Here is a 12,647-nt window from a genome sequence, read left to right on the forward strand (position 1 = left end):
AGCACGATCCGACACGAACGGAGAACGACGATGACGTATGCGGTTGTGAACCCCGCCACCGGCGAGACCCTCGCCACCTACCCGGACGCCACCTCGTCGGAGGTCGAGGCCGCCGTCGCGGCCGCCCACGAGGCGGCCCAGACGTGGGGGCGCACCTCGACGCCCGCCGAACGCGCGGCGCTGCTGCGTCGCGTCGCCGAGCTGCACCGCGAGCGCCGCGACGAGCTCGCCGCGATCATCGTGCGCGAGATGGGCAAGCCGCTCGCCGCGGCCGAGGGCGAGGTCGACTTCGCCGCCGACATCACCGAGTTCTACGCCGATCACATCGACGAGATCACCGGCGACCGGCCCCTCGACATCCTGGGGGAGGGCACCGCCGTCATCCGCCGCTCGCCCCTGGGCGTGCTGCTGGGCATCATGCCGTGGAACTTCCCCTACTACCAGGTCGCCCGCTTCGCCGCGCCCAACCTGGCGATCGGCAACACGATCCTGCTCAAGCACGCGCCGCAGTGCCCCGAGTCGGCGGCGGCCATCGCGGCCATGTACGCCGACGCGGGATTCCCCGCCGGCGCCTACGTCGACGTCCGCCTCACGAACGAGCAGGCCGCCGACGTGATCGCCGACCGTCGCGTGCACGGCGTCTCCGTCACCGGCAGCGAGCGCGCCGGCGCGGCGGTCGCCGAGATCGCGGGCCGCAACCTCAAGAAGGTCGTGCTGGAGCTCGGCGGCTCGGACCCCTTCATCCTGCTGTCCACCGACGACCTGGATGCCGCGGTGCAGGCGGCCGTCGATGCGCGCCTGGACAACAACGGTCAGTCCTGCAACGGCGCCAAGCGCTTCCTCGTCGCCGACGAGCTGTACGACGGGTTCGTCGAGCGCTTCGCCGCGGCCCTGCAGGCGGCGAAGGTCGGCGATCCGTTCGCCGAGGACACCGTGCTCGGACCGCTGTCGTCCCTGGCGGCCGCGGAGCGGCTGCAGGAGCAGGTCGACCGTGCCGTCGCGCAGGGCGCGACGGTCGTGACCGGCGGCACGCGCGACGGCGCCTTCTTCCCCGGCACCGTCCTCACCGGTGTCACCGCCGACATGGACGCCTACCGCGAGGAGTTCTTCGGTCCCGTCGGCGTCGTCTACCGCGTCAGCGGCGAGGACGAGGCCGTCGAGATCGCGAACGGCACCGAGTTCGGCCTCGGCTCGTACGTCTTCACGACCGACCCCGCGCAGGCCGCCCGTATCGCCGACCGCATCGACGCCGGCATGGTCTACGTCAACATCGTCCTCGCCGACTCGCCCGAGCTGCCGTTCGGCGGCGTGAAGCGCAGCGGCACGGGACGCGAGATGGGTCTGCTCGCCGCCGAGGAGTTCGTCAACAAGAAGCTCATCCGCATCGCGGGCTGAGCCCGGTCAGGCCGGCAGCACCGCCCGGACCTCGGCCGCCTCGGCGTGACGGCCGAGGCCCTCGAGGACGTCGCCCAGCTCGAGGGCGACGGCCTGTCGGAGGGCCTCGGCGTCGTCGGCGTGGTCGAAGGCGGCGCGGTAGACCGCCACGGCGTCGCCGGGCCGGCCGGCCTCGCGCAGCACGCGCGCCGCCAGCAGCTCCGACCCGCCCGCGCCGGCCGGGTCGCCCGCCGCCGCGAACGCGTCCGCGGCCTGCAGGGCGGTCGCGACGGCGTCGTCGACGTCTCCGCGGCCGATCAGCAGACGGGCGCGGGTGTCGAGCACGTCCGCGACGAACCAGGCCGCCTCGTGGCGTCGGCCGAGCTCCAGAGCCTCGTCGACCAGGGCGAACGCCTCGTCGTCGCCGCGCTGCTGATGCGCCTGGGCGAGGGTGTGCAGGGCGTCGGCCAGCAGGCCCACCTCGTCGTCGTCGCCGCGGACGATGCCGACGGCCTCGGCGAGCACCTCGATCGCATCGTCCAGGGCGCCGAAGCGTCCGAGCAGGCGGCCCTGCTGCACGAGCGCGTACGCCCGGCCCGCGGCATCCTCGGCCTCCTCGCGGAGATCGGCCGTGTACGCCCACGCTCCCACGGCGTTGCCGTACTCCTCGGCCGCCTGCAGCGCCTGCGCCAGCAGCGCGGCGGTGAGGGCGCGCGAGGCCGGCTCGACGCCGATCTCGCTCTCCTCGCGGAGCACCTCGTTCAGCGTGTCCACCGCCTCCGCGGCGAACCCGGCGGCGAGCATCGCACGGCCCTGGCGGAAACGGACGTCCACGCTCGACAGTTCGGCGCCGTCGCGGCGCTCCGCGGCGACCCGGTAGCGGCTGACCGCCGCCGCGGGCGCACCGGCATCCTCGTGCAGCATCGCCGCGAGCAGGAAGGACTCCGAGACGATCACGTCGTCCACGCCGATCGAGACCGCGATCCGCGCCGCCTCGTCGGCGGCCGCGGCGCCCGCGGCGAACTCCTCGACGACACCGTGCAGCCGGGCACGGGTCACCAGGGCGCGCACGCGTCGGCCGTCGTCGACCGCGGGATCGGCCAGCAGCGCGTCGATGACCCGGATGGCGCCGGCCGCGTCGTCGGCGGCCGAGAGCGCGTCCGCCTCGAGCAGCCGCATGCCGTGGGCGCGGCGCACGTCGCCGGCCTCGGCGAACAGGGCCGCGGCATCGCGGGCCGGCGCCAGCGCGGCGTCGTGATCGCCCGCCCAGAGCCGGCCGATCGCGACCGTCGACAGCAGATCCGCCCGCTCGGCGATCCGATCCGCCGCCAGGGCGTCGAGCTCGTCCTGCACGCGCGGGAGCGACTCGACCAGGTCGACGCCGAACAGCACGAGTCCGAGCCGCTCCTCCAGTGCCTCCTGCACGTCCAGGCCCGCCTCCCGCAGGATGGCGCGCCGGTCCGCGAGCGCGGCGGACGCCTCGTCGGTGCGGCCGTACGAGGTGAGGGCGGAGACGAGGTGCGAGCTCAGAGCGACCCGTTCCTCCCCGACGGCGTCCGGGAGGGCGGCACGGATGGCGTCGATCGCGGTGCTCGATCCCGCGCTGGCGAGCACGAGCGCGCGCTCCACCCGCTGCTGCGGGGTCTGCGGCTCCTCGGCCGCGACCAGGGTCGAGAACTCGTGGGAGCGGATCGACACGTCGTAGCGCTCGGCCCCGCTCTCGCGCAGTCGCGCGAGAGCACGGGCATGCGCGTCGGTGCCGTTGCGCGCGTCGAACGCGGCGGCGATGCGGTCGGCTTCGGCCCACGCCCGCGCCGCCAGCTCGGCGGCCGACCACGGGCCGTCGTGCGGGCCGAGCACGGCCACCAGCTCGGCCGCCTCCGAGCCGCGCACGGGCGTGTCGGGGTGCCCGCCCGCGGCGACCGCGTCGAGGCCGACGGCGAACGCGGCCAGGGCGGTCTCGTGCGCCGCGGCATCCAGCCCGTCGTGCACCAGCCAGGGGAGGTGCTTCTCGACGAGGGCCAGGGTGCGGGCGTCGTTGCCGGTGACGGCGCAGAAGACCACGTTGTCCGCGATGATCGCGAGGTTCGCGGGGTTGTCCTTGGCCAGCCGATAGCTGCGCAGGTGCGCGGCGCGCGCCTCGTCCAGCATCCCGGCGCGCAGGTACGGCAGCAGGATGCGGGCGAGCGCGTGCTCCGGCTCCTCGCCGCACGAGAAGCCGCCCTCGATCATCTCCTGCACGAGGCGGATCGCGTCGTCCTCTCGTCCCGTCTCGGCGAAGAATCCGGCGAACTGACTGCGCACGCACGCGTCGCAGTGGCTGTAGTCGTCTCGCGGGGTCGCCTCCAGTCGCTGCTGCAGGGCAGCCGCCTCCTCGACGCGGCCCGCCGACCAGGCGTCCTCGAAGCGCGCCATGAGCACGCCCGACTCGCCGACGCCGGCGCGGCGGTAGTGCTCCGCCATGTCGTCGAGCACCGCCGCGATCTGCGCGGGGGCGAACTCGGGCGAGTTGGAGAGCGCGCCGGCCATCCACTTGTAGTGCCAGAGAAGGTCGCCGGCGGGTTCGAGCACGGCCGGGAAGCGCTCCGGGTCGGCGTCGTGATGGGCCAGGCACCACGCGAACGAGGTGAACATCAGGTCGGTGTCGCCGGCCATGTTGGCGCTCGATGTCTGCCGCAGCCGGGCCTCGTACTCGAGCCGCTCGTCACCGCTCTCGCGCGCCAGCGACACGGCGTCCGCGACGAGCGCGCGTTCGGCGGGACCCCACGGCGTGCGGTCGATCTCGTCGAAGAGCGTGCGGACGCGGGAGGCGAAGCTGGTCATGATTCTCCTTCGGGGGATGCGGATGCCGCCGGGTCGTCGGCGTGCAACGCACGGCCGAGCAGCTCCGAGAGCGAGGTCGTCATCAGTGCGCGGTCGGCCGCGCCGAGCGGGTGGTGGCCGGCCAGCAGCGACTGGACGTACAGCAGGTGGATGCCGAGGTCGAACACCCGGCCGTCCGGGGCCGATCCGAGTCGGCGCACGAGCGCGTTGGTCCAGTTCAGACACAGCCGCGCGGCGGGGGCGCCGTCGGCGGGCGCGCCGCCGACGACCGCGGCGGCGCGATCGAGCACGCCGCCCCACAGCGCACCGCCGGCGCTGCGGGCACGGCCGCGATCGAGCGCGCGCAGCACGGCGGGGTCGGAGACGAACAGGCCCGGCAGCTCGCCGCGCGCGAAGGAGCGGACCATCACGTCGACGTCGGGCAGCGCCGCCGCCGCGCGTCGTTCCAGCTCCAACGCGGCGGCGCGGTCGTCCAGTGGCGGCAGGTCGAGCCGGTCGATCTCGTCCAGCACCTCGATGCGCTCGACGGTGACGTGGGGGAAGACGTCGGGGAGGCGTCGGATCAGATCGGCGTCGTAGACGTAGCCGCCGTCGACGAGCACCCCGCCGTCGTCGATGACGCTCGCCACCTGGCGGAACTCGTCGACGGTCTCGGCGTAGCGCACGTGCGGGAACCGGCGCACGAGCTCCTCGATCCGCAGCCGGCCCTGCGTGGTCTCCACCGACAGCCAGCGGACGATGAAGCGGGCGAGCTCGTCGTCGTGGCGGACGAGCGCCTTGAGGGCGACCTCGTGGATCGCGACGAACTGCGCGAGACGGGCGGGATCGCTCAGCGCGAGGTCGAGGATCCACCGACGGATGCCGTCGCCCAGCTCCCGACGGGTCTGCTCCAGCGCGTCGTCGTCGACCAGCGCCTCCCGGCTCGCGGTCGGGTGCAGTCCCTCCGAGTCGATGACGGCGCGCGCGAAGAACGCCCAGTCGGGGAGGATGTCATCGGCGCGCTCGGTCAGCAGCATCCGGCGCAGGTACACGCGGGTGCTCTGCCGCGCCGACGGCGGCGGCGCGAACGGCAGCACGTAGGCGACACCGCGGGTCTGCGTCGCCGGCACCGTCAGCGCGATGACGTCCAGCGGTTCCGCACCGAGGAGGTCGCGGCCGTAGGCCAGCCGCGTCTCGCGGTCGGCGGACAGGAACGGCGGCGCGGTGGTGATCGTCGTCTCGCCGCCGGCGGGCAGGTCGACCGCGATCGTCACGGGCAGGTAGGCGGCGAAGGTCTCGGCGAGCTCGAGCACCGTCGCGGTCTCCACGAGGGCGCGCGTCTCGGCGCGGGGGGAGAGGTGCACGCTGGTGCCGACGGGGGTCTCCGGCGCGCCGGGGCTGACGGTGAAGGTGCCGTCGGAGCGGCCCACCCACTCGACGGCCTCGCCGGCGGCGGCGCTGCGCGAGCGGATGACGATGGTGTCGCAGACCATGAAGCACGACAGCATCCCGATGCCGAACTGGCCCAGGTAGTCGCCGCGCGGCAGGTCGAAGATGTCGCGCTTGGAGCTGCGCCCCACGGTCGCCAGCAGATCGGCGACCTCGGCGGCGGTGAGACCGACGCCGTCGTCGCGGAGGACGAACTCGTCGGATGCCGCACTCACCGGCGTGATCCGCACGCGCCCGCCCCCGCCGTCGACGCCGCGGCGCGCGGCGATCGCGTCGACCGCGTTCTGCAGGAGCTCGCGCAGATACACGCGGGGGCCGGAGTAGATGTGCCGGCTGAGCAGATCGATGACTCCGCGCAGGTCGACCTGGAACTGATGGGCGGCGTTCTCGTTCAGCGTCATACCTCGGGGTGGAGCGTCGGGGATACCTCCAGGCTATTCGAGAATTTGCCCGGCGCGCGGGGGTGGCGCCGCGCGCGCCGGCGGAGCAGGATGAGGCCATGGACACCTCGGATGCGGTCAGCTTCCTCGATGACCGGCAGTGCTGGCAGCGACTCGCCGAGCAGGAGCTCGGCCGCCTGGTCACCCACGTCGGCGACGTCCTGGACATCTTCCCGGTGAACTACATCCTCGACGGGGAGAGCATCGTCTTCCGCACCGCCGAGGGCAGCAAGCTGACCGAGCTCACGATCAACGACGGCGTGCTCTTCGAGGTCGACGAGTACAGCGACACCGACGCCTGGAGCGTGGTGGTGCGCGGCCACGCCCACCGCCTGACGACGGCCGACGACGTGCGCGCCGCGGACGAGCTCGGGCTGCGCCCGTGGATCCCGACGGTGAAGTACAACTACGTCCGCGTCGTGCCGGCATCCCTGTCCGGACGCGACTTCCGCCGGGGGCCGGAACCCGATCGGTACGGTGTGCAGGAGTACTGACGGTTCGCGCGTCCAGATGGCATGACGTACACTGGACAGTGCACTTGAAGTCTGCATTCTTTTGCCGTGCCCGCGTGGTTCCCGCGTGGTCCTCGAGCACGGGAGGCGGATTTCACCCTGGGATCCCCGGATCTCTAGGGCGGTAGCTCAATTGGCAGAGCAGCGGTCTCCAAAACCGCAGGTTGCAGGTTCGATTCCTGTCCGCCCTGCGCGTCAGCGATCAGTTGACACAGCAGGCGCGCCGGTCCACGCCGGCGCGGAAGCAAGTCCGAGAACGTCCGAGCACGTCACATGGGTGGGTACATGGTCCAGGAAGAGGCGCACGGCGAGGTCGTCGCAGCAGGCGGCACGCCCCGCGAGAAGAAGCTGAACTTCTTCCAGCGGATCGCGCTCTTCATCCGCCAGGTCTTCGGCGAACTCCGCAAGGTGGTCACGCCGACCCGCCAGGAGCTCCTGAAGTTCACCGGTGTCGTCCTCGGCTTCGTCGTCGTGATGATGGCCGTCGTGTACAGCCTCGACTTGCTCTTCACCTGGGTGGTGCAGGTCGTCTTCGGCGTGCCGAGCTGATCCAGCCGACGCCCGAGCTGTCACCGCACGACCCCCGAGGGAAGAGGACATACGTGTCTGAGAAGTACACCGACGACGTCGACTGGGCCACCGCCGCCGAGCAGTCCAGTGAAGACGACGAGGCGCAGGAGGGCAACATCCTCGCCGCCGAGGAGCGCGCCTCCGCGCCCGCGGAGCACCTCGCCGTCCACGTGGTCGACGACGAGGACGCGGCCGTCGACGACGACGAGTACGACGACATCGACATCGAAGACCCGGAGGCAGACGCCATCGTGAACGACGCACTGGAGATCGACGAGGCCGCCGAGGCCGAAGCCGCCGCCGAGGTGCTCACCGACGCCCTCGCCGAGGAGGAGGCCGACGCGGCCGCTCACGCCGCCGAGGAGATCGCGCCCTACGACGGTCCCGACGTCAACGGCGAGCCCGACGCCCCCGTGCTGGACGAGGAGTTCGTCGCCGAGGTCGAGACCGCCGGCGAGGTGGTCGAGGCCGCCGAGGACGACGCCGACGCCGCACCCGAAGACCCCTACGAGGCGTTCCGCACCGAGCTGCGGTCGCTTCCCGGCAAGTGGTACGTCATCCACTCGTACGCGGGCTTCGAGCGCAAGGTGAAGGCCAACATCGAGCAGCGCAAGAACTCGCTCGAGGTCGAAGAGGACATCTACCAGGTCGAGGTCCCCATGGAGGACGTCGTCGAGATCAAGAACGGTCAGCGCAAGATGGTCACGCGCGTCCGGATCCCCGGCTACGTGCTCGTGCGCATGGAGCTCAACGAGGACACGTGGTCGGTCGTGCGTCACACGCCCGGCGTCACGGGCTTCGTGGGCAACGCCCACAACCCGACGCCGCTGCGTTTCGAGGAGGCCTTCAACATGCTGAAGTCCCTCGTGCAGGTCACCGAGACGGCGCCCGTCAAGGGCGGCGGGGCCAAGGGTTCCGCGACCCAGGCGCGCAGCGTCATCACCGAGGTCGACTTCGAGATCGGTGAGACGATCACGATCAAGGAGGGCTCGTTCGCGGGTCTTCCCGGCTCGATCAGCGAGATCAAGCCGGAGAGCGGCAAGCTCACGGTGCTCGTCTCCCTCTTCGAGCGCGAGACGCCGGTCGAGCTGTCGTTCGACCAGGTCACCAAGCAGTGATCGCCACCGGATGCCGCGGCATCCGGTAGAATCATCAGGTTGCGCGCTCGTCGCGCGACCTCCCCACCACCTTTCGGGTCCGCCGATCGCGTGGAAGCGCGCCCCGATGCTCCGGCCACGGGCGCTCGACAGAAGGAAAGAGAATGGCACCGAAGAAGAAGGTGACCGGCCTGATCAAGCTTCAGATCAACGCCGGTGCCGCCAACCCGGCGCCGCCGATCGGCCCCGCGCTCGGTCAGCATGGCGTCAACATCATGGAGTTCTGCAAGGCGTACAACGCCGCGACCGAGTCGCAGCGCGGCAACGTCATCCCCGTGGAGATCACCGTCTACGAGGACCGCAGCTTCACGTTCATCCTGAAGACCCCGCCCGCCGCGGAGCTCATCAAGAAGGCCGCCGGCGTGCAGAAGGGCTCCAAGACCCCGCACACCGTCAAGGTCGCGAAGCTCACCAAGGACCAGGTCCGTCAGATCGCCGAGACGAAGATGCCCGACCTGAACGCGAACGACATCGAGGCCGCCTCGCTGATCATCGCCGGCACCGCCCGCTCCATGGGCATCACGGTCGAGGACTGAGGGGGAACGCACAATGGCTAAGTCCAAGGTTTACGAAGCAGCCGCGGCGAAGATCGACCGCGACAAGTTCTACACGTCCACCGAGGCCGTGAAGCTCGCGAAGGAGACGGGGTCGAAGAAGTTCGACTCGACCGTCGAGGTCGCCCTCAAGCTCGCGGTCGACCCGCGCAAGGCGGACCAGATGGTCCGCGGCACGGTCATCCTCCCGCACGGCACGGGCAAGACCGCCCGCGTCATCGTGTTCGCGACGGGCCCGGCCGCCGAGGCCGCCATCGCCGCGGGCGCGGACGAGGTCGGCGGCGCCGAGCTCATCGAGAAGGTCGCCGGCGGCTGGACCGCGTTCGACGCGGCCGTCTCCACGCCCGAGCTCATGGGCCAGGTCGGACGCCTCGGCAAGGTCCTCGGTCCCCGTGGCCTCATGCCGAACCCCAAGACCGGCACCGTGACCCCCAACCCGGCCAAGGCCGTCGAGGAGATCAAGGGCGGCAAGATCGAGTTCCGCGTCGACAAGCACGCCAACGTGCACTTCGTCGTCGGCAAGGCCTCCTTCACGGCCGAGCAGCTGGAGGAGAACTTCACCGCCGCGGTCGAGGAGATCGTGCGCCTGAAGCCCTCGAGTTCGAAGGGCCGCTACATCCAGAAGGGCGCCGTGTCGACCACGTTCGGCCCCGGCATCCCGCTGGACGTCAACTCCCTGGTCTGATCCTCGGATCGACCTCACGACGGGGCTCCACCTTCGGGTGGGGCCCCGTCGTCGTCTCAGCCGTCCCGGCGGATCTCGAAGACGCCGGAGCCCTCGGGCGCGATCTGCTCGACCTGCACGTCGTCGACCCAGCCGCCGCGCGGGCCGCGGCGGGCCCAGTCCACGACGTCGGCCACGGCCGCATCGCTGCCCTCCACCTCGGCCTCGACGCTGCCGTCGGGGCGATTGCGCACCCATCCGGTGGCCCCGGCGCGCGCGGCGACGGCTTCCATCGTGAATCGGTAGCCGACGCCCTGCACGCCGCCGCGGGCGACGAGGTGGACACGCATCATCCCCCCATCCTGCCCGCACCGCGTCAGCGGGGCCAGACGAGGCTCACCGCGAGGGCGATCATCACGACCGCGATCACGCCGTCGACGATGCGCCAGGAGCGCGGCGTGGCCAGCCGGCGCCCCAGATGACGGGCGCCGAGGGCGAGCGAGAAGAACCAGAGGACGGATGCCGCGGCGGCCCCCGCGGCGAACCACCAACGGTCCGCGCCGTGCGTGTTCGCGACGGAGCCGAGGAGGAACACGGTGTCGAGGTAGACGTGCGGGTTGAGCCAGGTGAGCGCGAGGCACGTCAGGACGATCGGTGCGAGCCGCGGCGCGCGCTCGGCGTCGCGGGGCCCCTCATCGGACACCTGCAGCGCCGCATGCGCCGGACGCAGCGCCCGGCGCGCCGCGAGCAGCCCGTAGCCGCCGAGGAAGAGGGCGCCCGCCCACCGCACGGCGTCGATGAGCCAGGGGACGGCGTGCAGGATCGCGCCGATGCCGGAGACGCCGACCGCGATGAGCACGGCATCCGACAGCGCGCACACGAGGGCGACGGCCACCACCCGCTCGCGGCGGATGCCCTGGCGCAGCACGAAGAGGTTCTGCGCGCCGATCGCGACGATGAGCGACAGGCCGAGGCCGAAACCGGCGAGGACGGTGGGGAGCACGGCTTCGACGCTAGGAGGATCGTCGTGATCAGTCCAGGTGACGATTCTCACGCCTCGTAAGCTGAGCTTATGTCCCGCATCTCGCCCGAGCTGGCGCTCACCCTCGCGACGGCCGTCGAGGAGGGGACGCTGGAAGTCGCCGCGCGCCGACTGCACCTCACCCCCTCCGCCGTCAGCCAACGCATCCGGGCGCTCGAGGACGCGCTCGGACAGGTGCTCCTCGTGCGGACGAAGCCGGTGCGCGCGACGCCGGCGGCGCACGGTGTCGTCCGCTACGCCCGCCAGCTCGCGCTCCTCGAGGCCGACGCGATCGCGGAACTGGGCGCGGATGCCGCCACGACGCGCGTGCCCCTCGCCGTGAACGCGGACTCCCTGGCGACCTGGTTCCTCGCCCCGCTGGCGCGGTTGAGCGCGCGCCATCCGGTGGTCTTCGACCTGCACCGCGACGACCAGGACTTCACGGCGGGCCTGCTCGAGTCGGGCACGGTGATGGGGGCGGTCACCTCGCGTGAGCAGCCCGTCGGCGGATGCCGGGTCAGCCCGCTCGGGGAGCTCGTCTACGAGGCGGTCGCGACCCCGGCCTTCCGCGATCGGTGGCTGACCGGCGACGCCGACGGCGACCGCGACGGGCTGCGGCGGGCGCCGGTGATCGACTTCGACCGCCGCGACGACCTGCAGACGCGCTGGTTGACGGCCCGGGGCGTGGACCCCACCGCCCCGCCGCGCCACCGCGTGCCCGCGTCGCACGACTTCGCGACGGCCGTCCAACTCGGGTTGGGATGGGCTCTGCTGCCGCGCCTGCAGTCGCGCGAGGCCCTCGCCTCCGGCGCCCTCGTGCCGCTGGGCGGACCAGAGGTGGCGGTGGCGCTGTTCTGGCAGCAGTGGAACCTGCGCTCGCCCCTGCTCGACGCGGTGGCGGGGGAGATCGTCGCGGAGGGACGCCGCGTGCTGTCGCGGTGAGTCAGCAGTCGCCGACCGCGAGGACGATCTTCCCGCGGGTGTGACCCCGCTCCACCTCGCGGTGCGCCGTCGCGGCCTCGCCCAGGTCGTAGACGTGGTCGACGAACACGCGGATCGCGCCCGAGTCGAGCAGACGCGCCAGCGTCGCCAGGACGGTGCCGTCGGGGACCACCTTGTACGAGGTGGTCCGCACGCCCGCGGCCGCGGCGGCATCCGCGTACTGCGGCCAGCCCCCGGTGGGCACGAGGACGTACAGGCCGCCCGGGCGCAGCACGCCCAGCGACCGGGTGCCCGTGTCGTCGTGCACGTTGCCGACGAGGTCGATGACGACGTCGACGGTGCCGACGACGTCCTCGAAGCGCGTGGTCGCGTAGTCGATGGCGACGGATGCCCCCAGCTCGCGCAGCCACGCGAGGTTGCCGGCCGATCCGGTGGCGATCACCTGTGCGCCGAAGTAGGCGGCCAGCTGCACCGCGAAGTGGCCCACACCGCCCGCGCCGGCGTGGATGAGCACCCGCTGGCCCTCGTGGGCGTGCGCGGTCTCGACGACGAGTCCCCACGCGGTGAGCGCCGCCAGCGGCACGGCCGCGGCCTCGGCGTGCGAGAGCGACGCGGGCTTGCGCGCGACGGAGAGGGTGGGCACCACGACGTAGTCCGCGTACGATCCGCCGGAGCGGGGGAAGGGGGTCATCCCGAACACCTCGGTGCCGGGAGGGAACGGGTGCGACTCGTAGGGCGCCGAGACGACGACGCCGCTGAAGTCGAAGCCGAGCGTGCTCGGGAACGCGTCGATGGCCCCCGACACCCCCGCGCCGGAGCGGGTCTTCGCGTCGATGGGATTGACCCCGGCGGCGACCACGCGCACGAGCAGCTCGCTCAGCACGGGAGCCGGCACGGGGATCGTGGCCTCGTGCAGCACCTCCGCGCCGCCGACCTCGTCGAAGACCATCGCGCGCATGTCCCGGGGGATCTCGGGGACGGGGGCGGTGTGGGCGGCATCCGCTGCCGCGGCGCCCCGCAGAGGCCGGAATCGGGTGAGACGGTGAGAGACCATCGGGTCGCTCCTTCCCGTGCGTGTCGGCGTTGGCTGCACGTGCGGCCGGGGAGGCGTGGTGCCCCCGTGTCGACCAGTCAACCCCGGGGATGTCTCCGCCGTGTTACG

Annotated in this window: 12 protein-coding genes and 1 tRNA gene; 8 read left to right on the top strand and 5 right to left on the bottom strand. The window is 72.2% G+C overall.

Going from position 1 to position 12,647, the window contains the following annotated elements; translation table 11 throughout:
• Nucleotides 1-30: 30 nt before the first annotated feature.
• Nucleotides 31-1,395 carry an NAD-dependent succinate-semialdehyde dehydrogenase gene (locus MHO01S_RS11240; protein WP_061782323.1) on the top strand — a complete coding sequence of 455 codons (1,365 nt, stop codon included), beginning with the start codon at nucleotides 31-33 and terminating at the stop codon, nucleotides 1,393-1,395.
• A gap of 6 nt (nucleotides 1,396-1,401) precedes the next feature.
• Here MHO01S_RS11240 and MHO01S_RS11245 read toward each other — a convergent pair whose 3' ends face one another.
• Both MHO01S_RS11245 and MHO01S_RS11250 read right to left on the bottom strand, forming a co-directional pair.
• Nucleotides 1,402-4,197: a hypothetical protein gene (locus MHO01S_RS11245; protein WP_061782324.1), complete on the bottom strand. Its 2,796-nt coding sequence runs from the start codon at nucleotides 4,195-4,197 to the stop codon at nucleotides 1,402-1,404.
• Nucleotides 4,194-6,026, bottom strand: coding sequence for an HSP90 family protein (locus MHO01S_RS11250; RefSeq protein ID WP_061782325.1), 1,833 nt, complete (start codon nucleotides 6,024-6,026; stop codon nucleotides 4,194-4,196). The genes MHO01S_RS11245 and MHO01S_RS11250 overlap by 4 nt, the downstream gene beginning before the upstream one ends.
• A gap of 98 nt (nucleotides 6,027-6,124) precedes the next feature.
• On the opposite strand from MHO01S_RS11250, the gene MHO01S_RS11255 reads away from it, so the two are divergent.
• The 6 genes from MHO01S_RS11255 (at nucleotide 6,125) to rplA (ending at nucleotide 9,543) form a co-directional block, all read left to right on the top strand.
• Nucleotides 6,125-6,559, top strand: a complete 435-nt coding sequence (locus MHO01S_RS11255) for a pyridoxamine 5'-phosphate oxidase family protein (RefSeq protein ID WP_060959214.1) — start codon at nucleotides 6,125-6,127, stop codon at nucleotides 6,557-6,559.
• 136 nt (nucleotides 6,560-6,695) lie between these two features.
• Nucleotides 6,696-6,768: transfer RNA gene (locus tag MHO01S_RS11260), tRNA-Trp, on the top strand.
• A gap of 94 nt (nucleotides 6,769-6,862) precedes the next feature.
• Complete coding sequence (gene secE, locus MHO01S_RS11265; RefSeq protein WP_167626531.1) at nucleotides 6,863-7,126, top strand: preprotein translocase subunit SecE; 264 nt, start codon at nucleotides 6,863-6,865, stop codon at nucleotides 7,124-7,126.
• 53 nt (nucleotides 7,127-7,179) lie between these two features.
• Nucleotides 7,180-8,265 carry a transcription termination/antitermination protein NusG gene (gene nusG, locus MHO01S_RS11270; RefSeq protein WP_060959212.1) on the top strand — a complete coding sequence of 362 codons (1,086 nt, stop codon included), beginning with the start codon at nucleotides 7,180-7,182 and terminating at the stop codon, nucleotides 8,263-8,265.
• Between the two features lie 143 nt (nucleotides 8,266-8,408).
• Nucleotides 8,409-8,840 carry a 50S ribosomal protein L11 gene (gene rplK / locus MHO01S_RS11275; RefSeq protein ID WP_005050009.1) on the top strand — a complete coding sequence of 144 codons (432 nt, stop codon included), beginning with the start codon at nucleotides 8,409-8,411 and terminating at the stop codon, nucleotides 8,838-8,840.
• Between the two features lie 13 nt (nucleotides 8,841-8,853).
• Nucleotides 8,854-9,543 (top strand): 50S ribosomal protein L1, encoded by a 690-nt coding sequence (gene rplA, locus MHO01S_RS11280; protein WP_005050012.1) that lies wholly within the window; start codon nucleotides 8,854-8,856, stop codon nucleotides 9,541-9,543.
• A 56-nt stretch (nucleotides 9,544-9,599) separates the two neighbouring features.
• Here the strand turns inward: rplA and MHO01S_RS11285 are convergent, their stop codons facing one another.
• Nucleotides 9,600-9,875 (bottom strand): acylphosphatase, encoded by a 276-nt coding sequence (locus MHO01S_RS11285; protein ID WP_060959211.1) that lies wholly within the window; start codon nucleotides 9,873-9,875, stop codon nucleotides 9,600-9,602.
• A 23-nt stretch (nucleotides 9,876-9,898) separates the two neighbouring features.
• Nucleotides 9,899-10,525 carry a LysE/ArgO family amino acid transporter gene (locus tag MHO01S_RS11290; protein WP_082808076.1) on the bottom strand — a complete coding sequence of 209 codons (627 nt, stop codon included), beginning with the start codon at nucleotides 10,523-10,525 and terminating at the stop codon, nucleotides 9,899-9,901.
• A 69-nt stretch (nucleotides 10,526-10,594) separates the two neighbouring features.
• Here MHO01S_RS11290 and MHO01S_RS11295 point away from each other — a divergent pair, with 69 nt between their 5' ends.
• Nucleotides 10,595-11,485: a LysR family transcriptional regulator ArgP gene (locus MHO01S_RS11295; protein ID WP_060959210.1), complete on the top strand. Its 891-nt coding sequence runs from the start codon at nucleotides 10,595-10,597 to the stop codon at nucleotides 11,483-11,485.
• 1 nt (nucleotide 11,486) lies between these two features.
• Here MHO01S_RS11295 and MHO01S_RS11300 read toward each other — a convergent pair whose 3' ends face one another.
• Nucleotides 11,487-12,539, bottom strand: a complete 1,053-nt coding sequence (locus MHO01S_RS11300) for an NADP-dependent oxidoreductase (RefSeq protein ID WP_060959209.1) — start codon at nucleotides 12,537-12,539, stop codon at nucleotides 11,487-11,489.
• Between the last annotated feature and the right edge of the window lie 108 nt (nucleotides 12,540-12,647).

The organism is Microbacterium hominis NBRC 15708 (assembly GCF_001592125.1).
GTDB lineage: Bacteria > Actinomycetota > Actinomycetes > Actinomycetales > Microbacteriaceae > Microbacterium > Microbacterium hominis.

What these genes read in the sequence shown, in the direction of transcription:
- MHO01S_RS11240 (WP_061782323.1), top strand. Translation starts at nt 31, where the DNA reads ATGACGTATGCGGTTGTGAACCCCGCCACCGGCGAGACCCTCGCCACC.
- MHO01S_RS11300 (WP_060959209.1), bottom strand. Translation starts at nt 12,539, where the DNA reads ATGGTCTCTCACCGTCTCACCCGATTCCGGCCTCTGCGGGGCGCCGCG.
- rplK (WP_005050009.1), top strand. Translation starts at nt 8,409, where the DNA reads ATGGCACCGAAGAAGAAGGTGACCGGCCTGATCAAGCTTCAGATCAAC.
- MHO01S_RS11295 (WP_060959210.1), top strand. Translation starts at nt 10,595, where the DNA reads ATGTCCCGCATCTCGCCCGAGCTGGCGCTCACCCTCGCGACGGCCGTC.
- MHO01S_RS11255 (WP_060959214.1), top strand. Translation starts at nt 6,125, where the DNA reads ATGGACACCTCGGATGCGGTCAGCTTCCTCGATGACCGGCAGTGCTGG.
- MHO01S_RS11245 (WP_061782324.1), bottom strand. Translation starts at nt 4,197, where the DNA reads ATGACCAGCTTCGCCTCCCGCGTCCGCACGCTCTTCGACGAGATCGAC.
- secE (WP_167626531.1), top strand. Translation starts at nt 6,863, where the DNA reads ATGGTCCAGGAAGAGGCGCACGGCGAGGTCGTCGCAGCAGGCGGCACG.
- MHO01S_RS11285 (WP_060959211.1), bottom strand. Translation starts at nt 9,875, where the DNA reads ATGATGCGTGTCCACCTCGTCGCCCGCGGCGGCGTGCAGGGCGTCGGC.
- rplA (WP_005050012.1), top strand. Translation starts at nt 8,854, where the DNA reads ATGGCTAAGTCCAAGGTTTACGAAGCAGCCGCGGCGAAGATCGACCGC.
- MHO01S_RS11250 (WP_061782325.1), bottom strand. Translation starts at nt 6,026, where the DNA reads ATGACGCTGAACGAGAACGCCGCCCATCAGTTCCAGGTCGACCTGCGC.